At 59.2% G+C, this 20,081-nt stretch carries 18 protein-coding genes and 1 pseudogene; 7 read left to right on the top strand and 12 right to left on the bottom strand.

The features are described from left to right. The 4 genes from BOP96_RS13585 (at position 1) to fabB (ending at position 4,825) form a co-directional block, all read left to right on the top strand. Entirely contained in the window at positions 1-930 is a 930-nt protein-coding gene (locus BOP96_RS13585; protein WP_014717745.1) for an ABC transporter substrate-binding protein, read from the top strand. Continuing rightward, positions 927-2,828, top strand: a complete 1,902-nt coding sequence (locus BOP96_RS13580) for an ATP-binding protein (RefSeq protein WP_014717744.1) — start codon at positions 927-929, stop codon at positions 2,826-2,828. Before BOP96_RS13585 ends, BOP96_RS13580 begins: the two co-directional genes overlap by 4 nt. A 249-nt stretch (positions 2,829-3,077) precedes the next feature. Next, on the top strand, positions 3,078-3,593 hold the full coding sequence (gene fabA, locus BOP96_RS13575) for a 3-hydroxyacyl-[acyl-carrier-protein] dehydratase FabA (protein WP_003190035.1): 516 nt from the start codon (positions 3,078-3,080) through the stop codon (positions 3,591-3,593). An 11-nt stretch (positions 3,594-3,604) separates the two neighbouring features. Next, a complete protein-coding gene (gene fabB / locus BOP96_RS13570) occupies positions 3,605-4,825 on the top strand; it encodes a beta-ketoacyl-ACP synthase I (RefSeq protein ID WP_003190033.1) in 1,221 nt (406 codons plus the stop codon). A 186-nt stretch (positions 4,826-5,011) separates the two neighbouring features. Here fabB and BOP96_RS31085 read toward each other — a convergent pair whose 3' ends face one another. From BOP96_RS31085 to BOP96_RS13560, 3 genes and pseudogenes are all read right to left on the bottom strand, one after another. Beyond that, on the bottom strand, positions 5,012-5,875 hold the full coding sequence (locus BOP96_RS31085) for a methyl-accepting chemotaxis protein (RefSeq protein ID WP_408003995.1): 864 nt from the start codon (positions 5,873-5,875) through the stop codon (positions 5,012-5,014). Next, positions 5,867-6,637: pseudogene (locus tag BOP96_RS31080) on the bottom strand (MCP four helix bundle domain-containing protein); the annotation flags it as partial. The gene BOP96_RS31085 and the pseudogene BOP96_RS31080, both read right to left, overlap by 9 nt. 96 nt (positions 6,638-6,733) lie before the next feature. Continuing rightward, on the bottom strand, positions 6,734-7,756 hold the full coding sequence (locus tag BOP96_RS13560; protein WP_073453061.1) for an amidohydrolase family protein: 1,023 nt from the start codon (positions 7,754-7,756) through the stop codon (positions 6,734-6,736). A 139-nt stretch (positions 7,757-7,895) separates the two neighbouring features. Between BOP96_RS13560 and BOP96_RS13555 the strand changes: the two genes are divergently transcribed. Together BOP96_RS13555 and BOP96_RS13550 are read left to right on the top strand one after the other, a co-directional pair. After that, complete coding sequence (locus BOP96_RS13555; protein WP_014717741.1) at positions 7,896-8,312, top strand: OsmC family protein; 417 nt, start codon at positions 7,896-7,898, stop codon at positions 8,310-8,312. Positions 8,313-8,374: 62 nt separating this feature from the next. Next, a complete protein-coding gene (locus BOP96_RS13550) occupies positions 8,375-9,241 on the top strand; it encodes a pirin family protein (RefSeq protein ID WP_020301699.1) in 867 nt (288 codons plus the stop codon). Between the two features lie 99 nt (positions 9,242-9,340). On the opposite strand, the gene BOP96_RS13545 is transcribed toward BOP96_RS13550, so the two are convergent. The 4 genes from BOP96_RS13545 to BOP96_RS13530 all read right to left on the bottom strand — a co-directional run bounded on the left by BOP96_RS13545 (position 9,341) and on the right by BOP96_RS13530 (position 13,055). Continuing rightward, positions 9,341-10,069 carry a dienelactone hydrolase family protein gene (locus BOP96_RS13545; protein WP_073453059.1) on the bottom strand — a complete coding sequence of 243 codons (729 nt, stop codon included), beginning with the start codon at positions 10,067-10,069 and terminating at the stop codon, positions 9,341-9,343. Between the two features lie 66 nt (positions 10,070-10,135). Then, positions 10,136-12,040, bottom strand: a complete 1,905-nt coding sequence (gene htpG / locus BOP96_RS13540; RefSeq protein ID WP_014717738.1) for a molecular chaperone HtpG — start codon at positions 12,038-12,040, stop codon at positions 10,136-10,138. Positions 12,041-12,129: 89 nt separating this feature from the next. Further along, positions 12,130-12,582, bottom strand: a complete 453-nt coding sequence (locus tag BOP96_RS13535) for a PaaI family thioesterase (protein ID WP_014717737.1) — start codon at positions 12,580-12,582, stop codon at positions 12,130-12,132. Beyond that, positions 12,579-13,055, bottom strand: a complete 477-nt coding sequence (locus BOP96_RS13530; RefSeq protein WP_073453057.1) for a PaaI family thioesterase — start codon at positions 13,053-13,055, stop codon at positions 12,579-12,581. The genes BOP96_RS13535 and BOP96_RS13530 overlap by 4 nt, the downstream gene beginning before the upstream one ends. Positions 13,056-13,212: 157 nt before the next feature. Here BOP96_RS13530 and BOP96_RS13525 point away from each other — a divergent pair, with 157 nt between their 5' ends. Then, positions 13,213-13,470, top strand: coding sequence for a hypothetical protein (locus BOP96_RS13525; protein ID WP_003190018.1), 258 nt, complete (start codon positions 13,213-13,215; stop codon positions 13,468-13,470). 84 nt (positions 13,471-13,554) lie between these two features. Here BOP96_RS13525 and BOP96_RS13520 read toward each other — a convergent pair whose 3' ends face one another. The 5 genes from BOP96_RS13520 to lpdA all read right to left on the bottom strand — a co-directional run bounded on the left by BOP96_RS13520 (position 13,555) and on the right by lpdA (position 19,982). Next, positions 13,555-14,295 carry a DUF599 domain-containing protein gene (locus BOP96_RS13520; protein WP_019816707.1) on the bottom strand — a complete coding sequence of 247 codons (741 nt, stop codon included), beginning with the start codon at positions 14,293-14,295 and terminating at the stop codon, positions 13,555-13,557. 256 nt (positions 14,296-14,551) lie between these two features. Then, complete coding sequence (gene brnQ / locus BOP96_RS13515) at positions 14,552-15,865, bottom strand: branched-chain amino acid transport system II carrier protein (RefSeq protein WP_003190014.1); 1,314 nt, start codon at positions 15,863-15,865, stop codon at positions 14,552-14,554. A 428-nt stretch (positions 15,866-16,293) separates the two neighbouring features. Beyond that, the gene (gene sucD, locus BOP96_RS13510) at positions 16,294-17,175 is read right to left on the bottom strand and encodes a succinate--CoA ligase subunit alpha (RefSeq protein ID WP_003190013.1); all 882 of its coding nucleotides are present in this window, start codon (positions 17,173-17,175) and stop codon (positions 16,294-16,296) included. Next, the gene (gene sucC, locus BOP96_RS13505) at positions 17,175-18,341 is read right to left on the bottom strand and encodes an ADP-forming succinate--CoA ligase subunit beta (RefSeq protein WP_003190011.1); all 1,167 of its coding nucleotides are present in this window, start codon (positions 18,339-18,341) and stop codon (positions 17,175-17,177) included. The genes sucD and sucC overlap by 1 nt, the downstream gene beginning before the upstream one ends. Positions 18,342-18,545: 204 nt before the next feature. Next, positions 18,546-19,982: a dihydrolipoyl dehydrogenase gene (lpdA, locus tag BOP96_RS13500; RefSeq protein WP_014717733.1), complete on the bottom strand. Its 1,437-nt coding sequence runs from the start codon at positions 19,980-19,982 to the stop codon at positions 18,546-18,548. Between the last annotated feature and the right edge of the window lie 99 nt (positions 19,983-20,081).

The following is a 20,081-nucleotide window of genomic DNA, read 5'->3' as shown; positions in this document are numbered from 1 at the left end:
ATGGCCGATCAGTCACGGATGACACGCCTCCTGGTTTCACGATTGTGGCGCCGCGGCCTGCTGCTGGCGTGCCTGCTGCTGGCAGCGCCGGCCTGGAGTGCCAGCATCCTGCTCACGGCCGCCGAGGACGGTGCCGGTGTGCGCGCCTTTACTCAGGCACTTGCCCAACAGCGCCCCAACGACCAGGTCAGCTTTACCCCCCTCAACGAGTTGCCGGCGCCCAGGGACTTGCCCGCCAGCACCCGTTTGATCCTCCTCGACCTGCCCGGCCTCGACTGGCGCCTGCAGGATGCCCAGGGGCCGCCCGCTCTGGTGTTGCGCATCAGCCGCCTCCAGGCCCGGCAACGCCTGGGCAACACGCACCCGGCGAAAATCAGCCTGCTCTGGAGCGACCCGCCGCTGGAGCGTCAGTTGCGCCTGATCGCCCATATCCTGCCCCAGGCCCAGCGCGTTGGCGTGCTTTACGATGCCGGCAGTGAGTTCCTGCTGCGCGAACTGATGCAGGCCGCCAAGCCCATCGGCCTGGAAATCGTGCCCCAGCTCTGGGACAACACCAGTGACAGCCGCCCGTTGCAAAACCTGTTCAAGAACAGCGACGTGCTACTGGGCCTGGACGATCCGAACCTGTACAACCCCAAAACCGTAAAAAACCTGTTGCTGAGCAGTTACGCCCGACAACTGCCGTTGGTGGGGCCCAATGCCGGCTTTGTGCGGGCCGGCAGCCTGGCCAGCACCTACAGCGATCAGGCCGACTGGCTCGCCGTGCTGGACCATCTGCTGGACCAGCCGCCGGCCAATTGGCCGCACACGCTCTACCCTGAACACTTCAAAGTCGTGGGCAACCCGCAAGTCGCACGCTCACTGGGCATCGAACAGGTCGATGAAGTCGCCGTTGCCGCCCGCTTGGCCGAAGGAGAACAACGTCCATGACCTTGCGTCGTCGTTGGGATATCAACACCCGCACCCAGCTCATTACCCTGGGCCCCGCGCTGCTGTTGACCCTGCTGCTCATCACCTTCTTCACCTTTGTGCGCATCCAGGATTTGCGCCAGGAACTGGACCACACCGGTCAATTGATCGCCAACCAGCTGGCGCCCGCCACTGAGTACGGCGTGATTTCCGGCAACAACGACGTGCTTGAATCCCTGCTGCGTGCAACCCTGGCCACGCCCCATGTACGCTTCCTGGAGATCCAGGACAGCGCCGAGAACATCCTGGTGTACGTGGAGCAGCCGTCCGAGCGACATGATCGCTCGCTGTCGGTGAAGGTGTTCCAGGCACCGATCCGCCTGCAACACATCCAGCTCAACAATGACTTTTTCCAGGACAACCTCAACGAACCCAAGGCCCCCCGCGCGGACTACCTGGGGCGGGTGATCGTGGGCATGTCCAATGATGCGTTCAGCCAGCGCCAGCAGGAGATCCTGTTCAAGGCCGGGATCCTGGCCTTGTTCGCCCTGCTGTTTACCTTCCTGCTGGCGCGGCGCTTGTCGGCGAGCCTGTCAAAGCCGATCAGCGCCATGGGGCATGCGGTCAAGGCCATCCAGCAAGGCGATTACAAGACGCCACTGCCCATCGTCGATGACTCGGAACTGGGCGACCTCTCGCGGCATATCAACAACCTGGCCGAGGGCCTTCACCAGGCCAGTCGCGAGCAGCAACAAGCCATGGCCCAGTTGATCCAGACCCGTGAAGAAGCCGAGCGGGCGAACAACGCCAAGTCGGATTTCCTGGCGATGATGAGCCATGAACTGCGCACGCCCATGAATGGCGTGCTGGGCATGCTGCAACTGCTGGAAACCACCGAGATGACCGAGGAGCAGACCGAGTATGCGGCGCTGGCTTCGGAGTCTACCGAGCACTTGCTCAAGGTGATCAATGACATCCTCGACTTCTCACGCATTGAACGCGCCGCACTGGAGCTGGAGCATATTCCGTTCAACCTGGCGGACCTGATCAGCAGCTGCGCCCAAGCGTTCCAGCACAGTGCCCAACAGCGCGGGCTGAGCCTGGAGTTGCCCATCCCCATGGGCCTGGAAGCCCTGCGGGTGCGCGGCGACCCGACGCGGATCCGTCAGATTCTGGTGAACCTGATCGGCAATGCATTGAAATTTACCGAACATGGCAGCGTGACCGTCGAGCCCCACTGGCAAACCCTGGACCATGAGTTGCTGTGGTTCACCTGCACCGTGCGCGACAGCGGCATCGGTATTTCTGCCGAACGCCTGGATTTGATGTTCGATGCCTTCCAGCAGGCCGACAGCTCCATTTCCAGGCGTTACGGTGGCACGGGCCTGGGCCTGCCGATTGCGCGCACCCTGGCCGAACGTATGGGCGGCACCTTGCGCGCCCAGAGCGAAGAAGGTCGAGGCTCAGTGTTCACCTTGGAGATTCCGCTGGCCATTGACCAGCAGCATGTGCCGGTCGCCGCTCCTGATGCGCTTGGCAAAGCCAGCGCGGGCGATGGGCGCCACGTACTGTTGGTGGAGGACAACCCGGTCAACCGCACCGTGGTCGAAGCGATGCTGCGCAGCCTGGGCTTCGAAGTCAGCCTGGCCACGGACGGCGCCGAGGCGATCCGCAGCGCCGAGAGCTTGATTTTCACCGCCATCCTGATGGATTGCCGCCTGCCCCTGATTGATGGCTACGAGGCCACGCGGCAGATTCGCCAACTGCCCGGCTGCGCCGATCTGCCGATCATCGCCCTGACGGCCAACGCCTTGCAGGGCGATCGCGAAGCCTGCCTGGCAGCCGGAATGAACGATTACCTGGCCAAGCCGTTCAAACGCACGGATTTGCAGCAAATCCTGCAGCGCTGGGTGCAATAGCGCCGCGCCATCAGCCAACTGCGACTGGCGTGAAAGACGAAAGTGGGGCAGTCTTAGGCACCCGAACGGGCTGATAAACAGGCCCGGTTTAAAATTTCAGTGAACAAGTGTACATTCAGTGCCTTGCCGCTGTGACTTTCACTACAACGCAATAGTCTATGTGTAGGCTGCCGCTATGAGGCATGAACGCTTCATTCGGTTCGGGAAGATTTGCCCAACCCAGCCGCATGGGATTATTGAGGAGCTCGCATGACCAAACAAAACGCCTTTACTCGGGAAGACCTGCTGCGCTGCAGTCGCGGTGAGCTGTTCGGCCCAGGTAACGCGCAACTGCCCGCCCCGAACATGCTGATGGTGGATCGCATCACCCATATCAGCGAAGAGGGTGGCAAGTACGGCAAAGGTGAATTGGTCGCCGAGCTGGATATCACCCCTGACCTGTGGTTCTTCGCTTGCCACTTCGAAGGCGACCCTGTGATGCCAGGCTGCCTGGGCCTTGATGCCATGTGGCAGCTGGTCGGTTTCTACCTGGGCTGGCAAGGCCTGCCGGGCCGCGGTCGCGCCCTGGGTTCGGGCGAAGTGAAGTTCTTTGGCCAGGTACTGCCGAGCGCCAAGAAAGTCACCTACAACATTCAAATCAAGCGCGTCCTCAAGGGCAAGCTGAACCTGGCCATCGCCGACGGTTCGGTGACTGTCGACGGTCGCGAGATCTATACTGCCGAAGGCCTTCGGGTCGGCGTATTTACTTCCACTGACAACTTTTAAGGGTTATCCGCATGCGCCGCGTCGTTATCACTGGTCTGGGCATCGTTTCTTGCCTGGGCAATGACAAAGAGACCGTCACCGCTAACCTGCGTGCAAGTCGCCCTGGCATCCGCTTCAACCCGGAATATGCCGAAATGGGTCTGCGTAGCCAGGTTTCCGGCTCCATTGACCTGCCCCTCGAAGAACTGATCGATCGCAAGATCTATCGCTTCGTCGGCCACGCTGCCGCCTACGCCTACCTGGCCATGAAAGACGCGATCGCGGACTCCGGCTTGAGCGAAGACCAGGTTTCGAACGTACGCACCGGCCTGATCGCCGGCTCCGGCGGCGCATCGACCCTCAACCAGATGGAAGCGCTGGATATCCTGCGCGAAAAAGGCGTGAAGCGCGTCGGCCCTTACCGTGTCACGCGGACCATGGGCAGCACCGTTTCCGCTTGCCTGGCTACGCCATTCCAGATCAAGGGCGTGAACTACTCGATCTCCTCCGCATGCGCCACCAGCGCCCACTGCATCGGGACTGCCGTTGAGCAGATCCAACTGGGCAAGCAGGACATCGTATTTGCCGGCGGCGGTGAAGAAGAGCATTGGAGCCAGTCGTTCCTGTTCGACGCCATGGGTGCATTGTCCACCCAGTACAACGAAACCCCAGAAAAAGCCTCCCGCGCTTACGACGCCAAGCGTGACGGTTTCGTCATCGCCGGCGGTGGTGGCATGGTGGTGGTCGAGGAGCTGGAACACGCCCTGGCCCGTGGCGCGAAGATCTACGCGGAAATCGTTGGCTATGGCGCGACGTCCGACGGCTACGACATGGTTGCGCCAAGCGGTGAAGGCGCCATCCGCTGCATGCAGATGGCAATGTCCACCGTCGACACCCCAATCGACTACCTGAACACCCACGGCACCTCGACCCCGGTCGGCGATGCCAAGGAAATGGAAGGCGTGCGTGCGGTATTTGGCGACAAGGCTCCAAAAATCAGCTCCACCAAGAGCCTGTCGGGTCACTCCCTGGGCGCCGCTGGCGTTCACGAAGCGATCTATTGCCTGCTGATGATGGAAGGCAACTTCATGGCCGGCTCGGCCAACATCGACGAGATTGATCCGGTTGTGGCCGATATGCCGATCCTGACCAAGACCGTTGAAAACGCCAAGATCGACACCGTGATGAGCAACAGCTTTGGTTTTGGTGGCACCAATGCCACCTTGGTACTCAAGCGCTGGCAGGGCAAGTAAGCCCCGCAGGTTGATCACATGAAAAAGCCCCGACTGGTTCGGGGCTTTTTTTTGCGTTTGATTTGAAACCGCGTCGCCTTCATCGCAGGCAAGCCAGCTCCCACATTCGACCGTGCTCACCTTGAAGAAACGCGGTCCAGTGTGGGAGCTGGCTTGCCTGCGATTGGGCCAACCCGGTTCCCCGCCCTACACCGAAAACCGCGCCACCATCGAATTCAGATCCACCGCCAACCGCGACAACTCCTGGCTCGCTGCGCTGGTCTGATTAGCGCCGGTAGAGGTCTGATGTGCCAGGTCGCGGATATTCATCAGGTTACGATCCACCTCCCGCGCCACCGCCGCCTGCTGCTCCGAGGCACTGGCAATCACCAGGTTGCGTTCGTTGATCAAGGTGAATGCCGAGGCAATCTCTTCCAGGGCCATGCCCGCCGATTTGGCGATCTCCAGTGTGGAGCGCGCCCGTGTGTTGCTCTGTTGCATCGAGCTGACAGCCTGGTCGGTGCCCTGCTGAATCCCGCTGATCATCTGCTCGATTTCCTGGGTCGACTGTTGTGTGCGATGAGCCAAGGCCCGCACCTCATCGGCTACCACCGCAAACCCGCGCCCGGCATCCCCTGCTCGCGCCGCTTCAATCGCCGCGTTCAGTGCCAGCAAGTTGGTTTGCTCGGCAATCGAGCGAATCACATCCAGCACTGTGCTGATGCCATAGACCTTTAGCGCCAGCGCTTCGACCTGGGTCACATTGGCGGTCACATCGGTGGCGAGGGCTTCAATCGAGACCACCGTCTGCTGCACCTGTTCACGCCCTTGCTGGGCAATACGGTCGGATTCGCGAGACGCCTGGGACGTGGCCACGGCATTGCTCGCCACCTCCTCCACCGCCACCGTCATCTGATTGACGGCCGTGGCCGCCTGTTCGATTTCCTGGTTCTGCTGGTGCAAGCCACGGGTCGCATCCTCGGTGACGCAACTGAGCTCTTCGGAAGCCGACGCCAATTGGTTCGATGATTCTGATATGCGCCGGATAGTGTCGCGCAAGCTCTCCTGCATACGCTTGAGCGCCTGTTGCAAGCGCGCTGGCTCGTCGCTGCCACTGAGCCTGATGTCGCCCGTCAAGTCGCCACTGGCAACGCCCTGGGCCACTTTCAACGACTGTGCCAACGGCAGCACGATGCTGCGTGTCAGCCACACCGCCAGGCCAATCGTGATCAACGCCGTGACGCCAATCATGACCATCACCCAGACCCGCGACTGGCTGAACACCTGCTGTGCCAGCCGGGCGGCCTCGTTGGCGCTGGACTTGTTCAGATTGACCAACTCACGCAGCGTCACGGCCATCTGGTCGGCCATCTGATTCATTTCGCCATTGACCACCGCAATGGCCTCCTCCAGCCGATTGGCCTTGGATAAGCCCACCACTTGCTCCTGGCGTTGCAGGTACTGCTGCTCCTCGACCTTGAAGCGATCAAACAGCACCCGCTCCTCAGGCAAGACGATCAATGCCTCGTACACGCCTTCAGCGTGGTGCAAACCGGTTTTGATCTCGGCGATTTTCTGCTCGTTCTGCGCAACCGCCTGGGGGTCGCGGTTGACCAGCAAGCGCAACGTCAGCGCCCGAATGCGCAACACATCCTGGTTCATCTCCCCCACCGCCATCACGCTGGGCAGCCAGTTGGTCTCCACCTGGTCCGACTGCTGGCGCATATTGGCCATCTGCAACAGGGCAAAGCCGCCCAAGACGAACACCATCAACGCCAGCACACCAAAGCCCAGGCCGGCGCGAGGGGCGATATTCAAACTGCGGATATTCATGCCAGGGTTCCTTCCAAAAGTACTGCATCCACCTGCAGCGGGTCTCTTGGACGTTATCGGCACCTGAGGTCATGAGCATAAGATCAAAACGCGATATCAACGCGCGTCGCCATCGCGATGCGGCTTGGGCAGGATGGCCAGGAAGTTGTCGCGCGCAACCTTGTGGGCAACGTCTTCGGGCAACGCATCGAGGAAAGGATCGAAACGGCGCATCTCTTTGCCCAACTTATTGAAGCGCCCCACAACATCGGAGCCGAGCATGAAGCGATCCGGGAAGCGCTCCACCAGCGCAACCCATTGCGGCCGTGGCTTGCCGGCGTCATCCAGCAGATAGGGTGTGAGCATGCTCCAGGACAGGTCGATATACAGGTTGGGGTACGCCTCAAGCAGGCGCGTCAGGGTAGGCAACAAAAAGTCCATCTGCACCTGATGACGGTGGATTTCCTTGCTGGTACCGGCATGGGCCCAGATAAAACGCGTGTGCGGGTGGTTGCGTAACGGCTGCTCGACTTCCGCCAGGTACAGTGGGTTGCGCTCACGTTTGGAGGTAATGTTGGAATGCAGCATCACCGGCAGGTCGTTTTCGGCCGCCAGGTGGTAGATGCGCGTCATGGCTTCGTTATTGGCACGCGGCGTGTCGCCGGAAGTCAGCGCGGTGAGGTCATCATGGCGGGTAAACACTTCACCGATGCCCTGCCACAGCCCAGGGTTGAGGTCGAGCATGCGCTGGATGTGGGCGGCGGAGTTCTTGTCGTTGGGATTGAAACCGGCGAGGAACGGGTGAAAGTGCTGGCGTTGCGCAGGAGAAAGTTTATTCACTGCCGCCGCGACGATCACATCCGTGGCGCTGTACCAATAAGCATCGGCGTCGTCACCGGCGTAATAGCGCGGACGCTTGGGCTCGTCTTCGTGCCATTTCTTGGCCACGGGAATCCCGGAAATCATGACGTGCTCAATGCGGTTGTCCGCCATGGCCTTGAGCAGCTTGTCCATGCCGGCGCTCTCCTGAAAGAAATCCACGTAATGCAGGTGCGCGTCGCTGTAGGCATAGTCACGAGCCTGCGCGGAAAGGCTGCTGATGGCAAGCAACAAGGCAAGACTCAGGCGGGTTCCAGACACGGTAAAACCTCAATATGGGCTGATACGGGTAGACCTTGCGCCAGCCTTCAGGGTTCAGCATGGAAAAAACCGGAACACTGGAGTGCCAGCATGCTCTATAACTGCATGACCTTCATCCTGCGCCCTTATGAGGTTTGCCATGCCTGTTACCGTCAATACGCTGAACGCTGAAAACTTTCGTCACAGCGTGAATATCAATAATCACGAGCTGTTTACCGACCTGCCCAAGAGCCTGGGCGGTGACGATTCGGCGCCCTCCCCCCACGATTATTTCGATGCTGCGCTGGCGTCGTGCAAAGCTTTGACCGTGAGGCTCTACGCGCAGAAAAAAGCTATCCCGCTGACCGGCGTGACCGTGGAGGTCACTCACGACAGCGCCGAAGAGCAAAAGGGTAAATACAAGCTCAACGTCAAGCTGACCCTCAAGGGCGTACTCACCGACGCCCAGCGCGATGAACTGCACCGCGTCGCCGATAAATGCCCGGTACATAAGCTGATGACCACTGCCGAAGTCACTATCGAGACAAAATTGTCGGAAGGTGCCTTCAGCCAATAGCCCCACCTTCCCATCGAGCGGGTTATGCTCAAAGCATCTAACCCGCTCAGACTGGGATGCCCATGACCACTCTCACCGTGATTCGCCCTCGCCCCGAAGATGTAGAAGGCCAGCCTATCCTGCGGCCCCTGCCCTCGCGTGAATGCCGCAGCGTCGGGCCCTTTGTGTTTTTCGACCACATGCTGCCGACCCGCTACGCACCGGGTAACGGCATGAATATCCGCCAGCATCCCCATATCGGCCTGTCCACCCTTACTTACCTGTTTGAAGGCGTCTTGCAGCATAAGGACAGCCTTGGCTCGGACCAGGTGGTGCAAGCCGGCGATGTCAGCTGGATGACCGCCGGCAGCGCGATTGCCCACGTCGAGCGCACACCTGAAGCGGTCAAGGCCAGTGGCTTCAACCTGCATGGCCTGCAGGTATGGCTGGCCTCGCCCAAGGACCACGAGACCGGGCCGGGACACTACAGCCATCACCCTGCGGCGAGCTTGCCGAAAAGCGATAACCTCGGCGTGCAGGTGCGTTTGATCGCCGGTGATGGTTTTTGCCTCAGGTCACCGGTGCCGGTACTGTCGCCGACGCTGTATGCCGAGGTACAGATGCAAACCGCCACCACCCTGTTGATTCCTGATGAACATGAGGAACGTGCGGTGTATGTGCTGGAGGGTGAGGTGCAGTTGGACGGTGAAGCCCTGGAGGTCAACAGCTTGGTGGTATTGCCGACTGGGCAGGAGATGACCCTGTATGCCGAGAGTGATTGCCACCTGATGGTATTTGGCGGGGCGCCGCTGGATGGGCCACGGCGGATCAACTGGAATTTTGTGGCGAGTGATCCGGCGGTGATCGAGCAGGCGAGACAGCGTTGGGCGGCCGGGGATTGGCCCACCGTGCCGGGGGAGTCAGAAAGAATCGAGTTGCCTGTGAAATAGCTATCGCAGGCAAGCCAGCTCCCACATTTGATGGGTATACACATTTTAGAATGTAGGAGCTGGCTTGCCTGCGATGGCGTCCGATCAGGCGCTGAGAAATCAGCCCTTGAACACTTCATCCAACAAGTTATGCATCGACTGGAAAGCCCGTGCAGCGGTCTTGGCGTCGTACATCATCTTGCCTGGCACATTGGCATGGGGGTCGGTGAAGGAATGCACCGCACCGCCGTAGCTCAGCAACTGCCAATCCACACCCGCCGCGTTCATTTCATCTTCGAACGCCGGCAGTTGCTCTTTGGGCACCAACGGGTCCGAGGCGCCATGCAGCACCAGCACTGACCCCTTGATGTTCTTCGCATCCGCCGGGTTCGGTGTATCCAGGGTGCCATGGAACGACACGGCAGCCTTCAGCGGCGCGCCGGTACGGGCCAGCTCCAGGGAGCAGCAACCGCCAAAGCAGAAGCCGAAGGTGGCCAGTTTCGAGGTGTCCACTGCTGCCTCAGTCTGGCCTTGCAGTTGCTCTAACGCTGCTTGCATGCGCTTGTTCAGCAACGGGCGATCATTCTTCAACGGCATCATCGCCGCGCCCGCTTCATCGCCATTTGAAGGACGTATGTTTTGCCCGTAGAGGTCGGCAATCAACACCACGTAGCCTTTACCGGCAACGGCCTTCGCGATCTCTTCGGCCCCCCCACTCACGCCCATCCAGTTCGGCGCCATCAGCAGTCCCGGCAACGGGCCCTTGTGGCTGGCATCGAACGCCAGACGGCTTTCATAAGACTGGCCATCAATCTGATAGACCACGGAACGTACAGTGACTTGGCTCATGATTCACTCCAGTTGAGGTGCGCACAAACGAAAAAACCCGCCGAAGCGGGTTTTTCTACAACGGTGTTAAACCGACAATTCAACCAACAGCTTGTTCAGTCGGCGCACATACGCGGCCGGGTCCTTCAAGCTGTCGCCGGCTGCCAGGGCGGCCTGGTCGAAGAGGATGTGCGACAGGTCACCAAACCGCTCTTCGCTCTGCTCGCCATCGAGTTTCTCGATCAGCGGGTGAGACGGGTTGAATTCGAAGATCGGCTTGGAATCCGGCACTTTCTGGCCGCTGGCTTCCAGGATCTGGCGCATCTGCATGCCCAGGTCCTGCTCGCCGATGGCCAGGATCGCAGGAGAGTCGGTCAGGCGGTGGGAAACCCGCACTTCACTCACCGCTTCGCCCAGGGAAGCCTTGATGCGCTCAACCAGGCCCTCTTTGGACTTGGCGACTTCTTCGGCTTCCTTCTTCTCTTCTTCGGAGTCCAGGTTCCCCAGGTCCAGGTCACCACGGGCCACGTCGACGAAGGTTTTGCCGTCGAACTCGGTGAGGTAGCTCATCAGCCACTCATCGATACGGTCGGTCAGCAGCAGCACTTCGATGCCTTTCTTGCGGAAGACTTCCAGGTGCGGGCTGTTCTTGACCTGGGCGTAGGTTTCGCCGGTCAGGTAGTAGATCTTGTCCTGACCTTCCTTGGCACGTGCCAGGTAGTCAGCCAGGGACACAACCTGCTCGCCGTCTTCACCCTGAGTCGAGGCAAAACGCAGCAAACCGGCGATTTTTTCCTTGTTGGCAAAATCTTCCGCCGGGCCTTCTTTCATGACCTGGCCGAAGTTTTTCCAGAAGCTCTTGTATTGCTCAGGCTCGTTCTTCGCCAGCTTTTCCAGCATGTCGAGTACGCGCTTGGTGAGCGCCGACTTCATGGAGTCGATGATCGGGTCTTTCTGCAGGATTTCCCGCGACACGTTCAGCGACAGGTCGTTGGAGTCGACCACACCTTTGATAAAGCGCAGGTACAGCGGCAGGAAGGATTCCGCCTGGTCCATTACGAACACGCGCTGCACGTAGAGCTTCAGGCCTTTTGGCGCTTCACGCTGGTACAGGTCGAACGGAGCACGGGCCGGTACGTAGAGCAGCGAGCTGTATTCGAGCTTGCCTTCAACCTTGTTGTGGCTCCAGCTCAGCGGGTTCTCGTAGTCGTGGCCGATGTGCTTGTAGAACTCCTGGTATTCCTCGTCCTTGATCTCGGTACGCGGACGGGTCCACAGGGCGCTGGCGCGGTTGACGGTTTCCCACTCTACCGCCGGGGCTTCTTCGCCTTCGGCAACGGTCTGTTCCTTGGGCAACTCGATCGGCAACGCGATGTGGTCGGAGTACTTCTTGATGATGTTGCGCAGACGCCAGCCATCGGCGAATTCGTCTTCACCGGCTTTCAAGTGCAGCACGATGCGGGTGCCGCGGTCAGCCTTGTCGATCGTGGCGATTTCAAATTCGCCCTCGCCTTTGGAAGCCCAGTGCACGCCTTCGCTGGCGTCAAGGCCGGCGCGGCGGCTGAAGACTTCAACCTTGTCGGCGACGATGAAGGCCGAATAGAAGCCCACGCCGAATTGGCCGATCAGGTGAGAGTCTTTTTTCTGGTCGCCCGACAGGTTCTTCATGAAATCTGCGGTGCCGGACTTGGCGATGGTCCCCAGGTGGGTGATCGCATCGTCACGGCTCATGCCGATACCGTTGTCTTCGAGGGTGACGGTCTTGGCGTCTTTGTCGTAGCTCACACGGATCTTGAGTTCCGCGCCGCCTTCCAGCAACTCGGGCTTGGACAGGGCTTCGAAACGTAATTTATCGACAGCGTCAGAGGCGTTCGAGATCAATTCGCGAAGGAAAATTTCCTTGTTGGAATACAGCGAATGGATCATGAGGTGCAGCAGTTGCTTCACCTCGGTCTGGAAGCCCAGGGTTTCCTTTTGAGTTTCCACACTCATGGTCATCAAACTCCAATTGGATGGCAGTGGCCGCCCCCGAAAGGGTTGGCGGCGGGTTGTCATCAAAGTTGGGGGCTCAGGCCAGGATTTCAAGGGCGGGCCAATTCCTCAATCTTGAAATGTGCGCGGGCGGTGGCAATCGGTTCGGCCGGTGTGCTCTGCCAGGCGGTAATCGCCACGTTGGCCACGCGCCGGCCCTGGCGCCATACCTGGCACTTGGCATAGGTGTCACGAAACTGGCCGGCGCGCAGGTAATCCAGGGAGAAGTCGATGATTTTCGGCAGGCCCGGAGCGCCCGTGAACACCATCAGATGCAGGGCGGCTGCCAACTCCATGAAGCCGGCGATCACCCCGCCATGCAACGCCGGCAATATGGGGTTACCAATATTGTCCTTGCTGGCCGGCAGGCGAAACAGCAACTCATCCCCCAGCCGGGTGCATTCGATGCCGATCAACCTGGCATAAGGCACCAACTCGAGCAGCGCGTCACAGTCGCCACGATCGAGGGCTTGCTCCAGACGGGTCTTGAACCGATGCGTCATGCCTGCTCTCCCTTGACGACAGTGCCCAAGCCTTGGGTACCTTTGAGGCGCTTGCCCATGCGCATGAATGTGCCCACCACATGGGCGATAGGTTGTTGCGGGTCATCCTGATAGGCAACGCCACGGGTGAAGATCACGTCGGTGGTCACCCGGTAGCATTGCGCGAAGCCATACACCGGCTTATGGGGTTCGGCGGGATGCATGTAGTCGATACGCAGGTCCAGGGTGGGGCACACCTCGAACTCGGGCAGTACGCACAGGGTTGCCATGCCGCAAGCGGTGTCCATCAATGAGGTCAGGGCGCCGCCGTGGATCACCCCGCTCAGGGGGTCACCGACGATATGCGGGCCATAAGGCAGTACGAGGGTCATGCCCTCCTCGCTGGCTTCATGCACCGTCACGCCCAGCACATGGCAATGGCGCAGGGCCGAAACGAAGCGCACGGCACGCTCTAACAAAGGGTTTTCGGTCATTGTTTTTAGACTCTTATTAGTGTGAATTCGGCGGATTGGAATGACTGGGTAAAGTTCCTGTACGAAACATGCTATATATCTGTGGGACATAAGGAACTAATGCTGGCCCCTTGGGTTCGAAAGGCCAGTAGATATCTTCAATAAGGAGAAACACCCCATGCGTAAGACATTAGCTATTTCCATGATGCTGGCCGCTGCTCTCGGTCTGGCTGCCTGCGACAAGAAATCCGAAGACAAAGCCCAAGATGCCGCTGCACACTCTGAGCAAGCACAGCAAGACATGGCTAAAGCACAGGATAAAGTGAACGACGCTGCGAAAGAAAACGCTGAAGCTGCCAAAGCTCAGGCCGAATCGAACGAAGCTGCTGCAAAAGAAGCTGCACCTGCCGCACCTGCAGAACCTGCCAAGCAGTAATCGCAGGGTTTAAAGCAGTATTGCAGCAAAAGAAAGCCCGCTGATTAAAGCGGGCTTTTCTTTGTCTGCGATTTGCTTGCAGCGCTACTGTGCGCCGTCTTTTACAACGTCGGCTCCCGGCATATCGGTCGGGGTATACACCATCACCTGCAATACATCGGAATGGAACTCGCGGCGGTACAGCACCAGCACCACCCCGCTACTCATCAACATGAACAACCAGGGGCTGACAAACCAGGCCAGCATGGTCATGCCGAAGTAATAGGCGCGCAGGCCAAAGTTGAACTGGTTGGCCGCCATCGAAATCACTCGAGCCGCCCGCAAAGCAAACGCCTTGCGCTCCTGCTCTGACACGTGCCGTTCACCGATCATGGGCGCCGAGCCCACCAGCACCGCCGCGAAGTTGTACTGGCGCATGCACCAGCTGAAGGTGAAAAAGGCATAGACGAACACCAGTGCCAGGCACAGCAATTTGATCTCCGACATGCCCTGGGATGCCTGCTGCACCATGGGAATGTCCGCCAGCAGTGACACTGCGCGTTCCGAAGCCCCCAGCACCGTGAGAATACCGGCGAGGATGATCAAGGTGCTGGAGGCAAAGAACGAGGCATTGCGCTCCAGGTTACCGATCACACTGGCGTCGGCGATACGGTTGTCGCGCAGCAGCATGCGGCGCATCCAGTCTTCACGGTACAGGTGCAACACACTGGCCAGGCACGCCGTGTCCCGGGCTTTCCACGTTGCGTAACGGGTGTAGCCGCCCCAGCAGATGACAAACCAGAGTGCGGCGATCAAATGGATCCAATTGACTTCAACGAACGACATGCAGGTCCTTGTACACAGGATGATAGGGCCGACACAGTCCAAATGTGGGAGCTGGCTTGCCTGCGATAGCGTCTTTGCAGTCACCACCGCGCACAACCGATGTGCCGCCATCGCAGGCAAGCCAGCTCCCACACCGACCAGTGTTTTCAACTTGAGATTTTTGACGCCATTCCCAAAAAAAAGACACTGCCAGCGACTCAAAAAAAATGCCCCGTATCGTTTGATACGGGGCATTTCAGTAGAGCTCAACTGCGCGTTACGCGATGGCTTCGCTGCGCTTGCCCAGCATACGGTCAATCACCACGGCCACGACCAGCGTCATCACCGACGGCACCAGCCACGCCAGGCCTTGTTCGCTCAACGGCAGGTTTACCAGTTGCGTAGGCATCCAACCCGCCAGGCCCGCACCCTTGAGTGCGTCGATGCAGCCAAAGATGAACGACACCAGCATCACCGGGCCGACAATACGGCCCTGTTCCTGCCAGAACCCTTTGCAGAAGCTCAAGGCCACCAACACGATGCATGGCGGGTAGATCGCGGTCAGCACCGGGATAGAGAAGGCAATGAGTTTGGTCAAGCCCAGGTTGGACACAAACAGCGAGAACAGTGCCAGGATCACCACCAGGGTCTTGTAGGACAGCGGCAGGATCTTGCTGAAGTACTCGGCGCAGGCACAGGTCAGGCCCACGGCGGTCACCAGGCATGCCAGGGAAATCAGCACGGCGAGGAAACCACTGCCCAGGGAGCCGAACGTGTATTGCACATAGGCGTGCAGTACCGCCGCGCCATTGCTGGCACCCGCGGCCACGGCATGGCTGCCCGAACCCAGGCGGAACAGGCTAACGTACACCAGTGCCAGGCCCACGCCGGCAATCAGCCCGGCAATGATCGCGTAGCGGGTGATCAGCTTGGGTGACTCGACGCCACGGGAGCGAATCGCGTTGACGATCACGATGCCGAACACCAGGGCGCCCAGGGTATCCATGGTCAGGTAACCATTGATAAAGCCTTGGGAGAACGGCGCGGCAACGTATTCCGGCGTGGCAACCCCCACCTCACCGGCGGGCAAGGCAAACGCAGCGATGCCGAGAATAGCCAGGGCGATGATTTTCAGCGGCGCCAGGAAACGGCCCACGGTGTCCAGCAGTCGACCCGGGTACAGGGAGACAAAGAACACCACCAGGAAATACACCGAGCTGTAGAGGAACAGTGCCAACGGGCTCTCACCGGTCAAGGGCGCCAGGCCCACTTCAAACGATACTGTTGCGGTGCGCGGGGTCGCAAACAGCGGGCCCACTGCCAGGTAGGCCGCTGCCGCCAGCAGGCCACCGGCGATCTTGCCAATCGGGCTGCTCAGCGCATCCATGCCACCACCGACCTTGGCCAGGGCGATCACAGTGACCACCGGCAAACCGACCGCGGTGATCAGAAAGCCCAGCGCCGCCATCCAGACATGCGGCCCGGACTGCAAACCAACGATAGGCGGGAAGATGATGTTGCCGGCGCCCACGAACAGGGCAAAGGTCATAAAGCCCAGCGCCAGGATATCCTGGCTTTTCAACACTTTCATTTGAGGAAATACCACACTACTGAATCGGAATTTAGAGAGGGCTTCCCTATGGATGAGGGAAATGCTGCCGGCCCTTGTGGGGACCGACCGGTCTAGCGCGCAGCTTCCTTTTGGGACGCGGACGCATAAAGAGGCGGCTAGAGTACAGAATTAGGCTGACAAACGCACTGTTGCGGGGCGGACTGTCCGATAAGCGACATTTCAATGTCGCGTTTTCATACTTAATTGGGCAATACAGAACCCTGTGGGCGCTGGCTTGCCTGCGATGGCATCGACTGGGCATGGCTGATGCGCCGAGGTGTCTGCATCGCAGGCAAGCCAGCTCCCACATTGAACCGAGTACATCCCCAAATCTGGGTATACCCAGAAAGCACAAAGGCCACCCGAAGGTGGCCTTTGTGTGGTGAAGCGTCAGCTAAGCGCGAGGCTTACTTGACAGCCCAACCGGTCAGCTCGGCCAGGGCCTTGCCGATGTCTGCCAGCGAACGCACGGTTTTAACGCCTGCGTCTTGCAGTGCAGCGAATTTCTCGTCTGCAGTGCCTTTGCCGCCAGAGATGATTGCGCCAGCATGGCCCATGCGCTTGCCCGCAGGGGCAGTCACACCAGCGATGTAGGAAACAACCGGCTTGGTCACGTGTGCCTTGATGTAGGCAGCCGCTTCTTCTTCAGCCGAACCGCCGATCTCACCGATCATTACGATCGCTTCGGTCTTCGGGTCTTCCTGGAACAGCTTCAGGATGTCGATGAAGTTGGAGCCTGGGATCGGGTCACCGCCGATGCCGACGCAAGTCGACTGACCGAAACCGGCGTCAGTGGTCTGCTTGACAGCTTCATAGGTCAGGGTGCCGGAACGGGAAACGATACCGACTTTACCTGGCAAGTGAATGTGACCTGGCATGATGCCGATCTTGCATTCGCCTGGGGTGATCACGCCTGGGCAGTTAGGGCCGATCAGGACTACGCCCAGTTCGTCGCACTTAACTTTAGCGTCCAGCATGTCCAGGGTAGGAATGCCTTCGGTGATGCAGACGATCAGCTTGATGCCGCCGAATGCCGCTTCCAGGATCGAGTCCTTGCAGAAAGGAGCTGGAACGTAGATCACGCTGGCGGTGGCGCCAGTGGCTTCTACTGCTTCTTTCACGGTGTTGAACACGGGCAGGCCCAGGTGCTCGGTGCCGCCTTTGCCTGGAGTTACGCCGCCAACCATCTGGGTGCCGTATTCGATGGCTTGCTGGGTGTGGAAACTACCTTGCGAACCGGTAATACCCTGGCAGATAACTTTGGTGTCTTTATTGATCAGGACGCTCATTACTTGCCCTCCGCAGCTTTGACAACTTGTTGAGCAGCGTCGGTCAGGCTGGTAGCCGCGATGATGTTCAAACCGCTTTCTGCCAGTACTTTAGCGCCCAGTTCAGCGTTGTTACCTTCAAGGCGAACAACAACCGGGATTTTAACGCCGACTTCTTTCACTGCACCGATGATGCCTTCGGCAATCATGTCGCAACGAACGATGCCGCCGAAGATGTTGACCAGTACTGCAGCGACGTTGGAGTCGGACAGGATGATCTTGAACGCTTCGGTAACGCGTTCCTTGGTAGCGCCACCACCTACGTCGAGGAAGTTGGCTGGCTTGCCGCCATGCAGGTTGACGATGTCCATGGTACCCATGGCCAGGCCGGCACCGTTGACCATGCAGCCGATGTTGCCTTCCAAGGCTACGTAGTTCAGTTCGAACTTGGCAGCGTGCGCTTCGCGCGGATCGTCTTGCGACGGATCGTGGAAAGTCTTCAGCTTAGGCTGACGGTACATGGCGTTGGCGTCGATGTTGATCTTGGCATCAAGGCAGTGCAGATCGCCGTCAGCCTTGATCACCAGCGGGTTCACTTCCAGCAGGGCCAGATCGTGATCCTGGAACAGTTTGGCCAGACCTACGAAGATCTTGGCGAACTGGGCAACTTGCTTGCCTTCCAGGCCCAACTGGAAAGCCAGTTCACGACCCTGGAATGGCTGAGCGCCAACCAGTGGATCGATAGTGGCCTTCAGAATTTTTTCTGGGGTTTCGTGAGCAATTTTCTCGATGTCCACGCCACCTTCGGTGGAAGCCATGAACACGATGCGACGGCTCGAACGGTCAACGACAGCGCCCAGGTACAGCTCTTTAGCGATATCAGTGCACGATTCAACCAGGATCTTGGTGACTGGTTGGCCATTGGCATCAGTCTGGTAAGTCACCAGACGCTTGCCCAGCCACTGCTGTGCGAAGGCCTTGGCGTCTTCTTTGCTGCGAACCAGCTTGACGCCGCCCGCTTTACCGCGACCACCGGCGTGGACCTGGGCTTTGACAACCCACTCGCTGCCGCCGATTTTGTCGCAAGCTTCTGCTGCTGCTTCCGGGGTGTCTACTGCGTAGCCCTTGGAAACTGGCAGGCCGTATTCAGCGAACAGCTGCTTACCCTGATACTCGTGAAGATTCATGCTTTTTACCGTCTTCGTTAGGTACTGCGCATTCGGCGCTGCGCTCATTATGAGTGCCGCGCCACCTGTGACTGCTGCTCGCGCAACTTGCGGGGCTTATGGCCCGTAAAGCTGCGCAAGGCTGCGTCCAGCGGATATTCCGCGGTGAGTCTTGCGCGCAAGGCTCACGACGGGCAACTCCGCCGTGGTTTCTTATTATCTCGCTTAGCGCTTCTTCTTGTTGGCAATGTGGATGGCGCCGCCATTCACTGCCAACGCAGCTTCGTGCAGCGCTTCGGACAGGGTCGGATGGGAGAAGACCATCATGCCCAAGTCCTCGGCACTGGTGCCGAATTCCATGCCGATCGCGCCTTGCTGAACCAGTTCTGCAGCGCTTGGGCCAATCACGTGGACGCCCAATACGCGGTCAGTCTTGGCATCAGCGATGACTTTGACAAAACCACCGGTGTCGTTGGCTGCCATGGCACGGCCAGAAGCGGCAAACGGGAAGGTGCCGACGTTAACTTCAACGCCTTCAGCTTTCAACTGCTGTTCGTTCTTGCCGACCCATGCAATTTCCGGGTGGGTGTAGATAACCGATGGGATCAGGTCGTAGTTCATCTGGGTCTTGTGACCCTTGATGCGCTCAACGACCATGATGCCCTCTTCGGAAGCCTTGTGGGCCAGCATCATGCCACGAACCACGTCGCCAATGGCATAGACGCCAGGCACGGTGGTGGCGCAATGATCGTCAACGTGGATGAAACCACGCTCGTCGATGTTCACGCCGCTGTCGGAAGCCAGCAAGTCGTTGGTCACTGGGCGGCGGCCCACGGCGACGATCAGCTTGTCGAAAGTGATGGTCTGCTCGCCGTCTTTATCGGTGTAGGTCACTACGACTTCTTCGCCGTTGACCTTGGAACCGGTAACACGGGCGCCGAGCTTGATGTCCAGACCTTGTTTGGTCAGGGTTTTCAGCGCTTCCTTGGACACCGCGGTGTCGGCAGCCAGCAGGAATGTATCCAGGGCTTCCAGCACGGTGACTTGAGCACCCAGGCGGGACCATACCGAACCCAGTTCCAAACCGATCACGCCAGCGCCGATGACGCCCAGACGCTTAGGCACAGCTTGGAATTCCAGGGCGCCGGTCGAATCAACGATCACGTTGTTATCAACAGGAGCAGGCGGAATGTCGATTGGACGCGAGCCGGGTGCCAGGATCACGTTTTCGGCTTCGATGACTTCAACCGAACCGTCTGGCTTGGTGACTTCAACTTTCTTGCCGGCCAGCAGCTTGCCGTGGCCTTGAATGGAAGTCACGCCGTTGGCCTTGAACAAGGTGGCAACGCCGGAAGTCAGGCCTTTGACGATGTTGGCTTTACGGCCGACCATTGCGGGTACGTCCATGGTCACGCCAGCATGGTTGATGCCGTGGATCGCAAAGCCGTCTTGGGCTTCGTGGAATTTCCAGGAGCTGTCCAGCAGCGCCTTGGACGGAATGCAACCCACGTTCAGGCAAGTACCGCCCAGCGCCAGTTTGCCTTCCTTGTCGGTGTATTTTTCGATGCAAGCAGTGGACAGGCCCAGTTGCGCAGCCTTGATGGCGGCAACATAGCCGCCAGGGCCTGCACCAATCACTACAACGTCAAATTTCTGTGTCATGAAAATAGATCCTCTATTTGCGACAAGCTTCTAGTCACACGTTGCAAGCCAAGCTGCTTTTTCCTACAGCTTGTAGCTCGCAACGTGCAACTGCTTCTA

It is taken from the genome of Pseudomonas sp. FSL W5-0203 (genome assembly GCF_001896155.1).
Taxonomy (GTDB): Bacteria; Pseudomonadota; Gammaproteobacteria; order Pseudomonadales; family Pseudomonadaceae; genus Aquipseudomonas; species Aquipseudomonas paracarnis.
The sequence above is the reverse complement of the archived record's forward strand: the minus strand, read 5'-3'. Positions and strand labels throughout refer to the sequence as shown.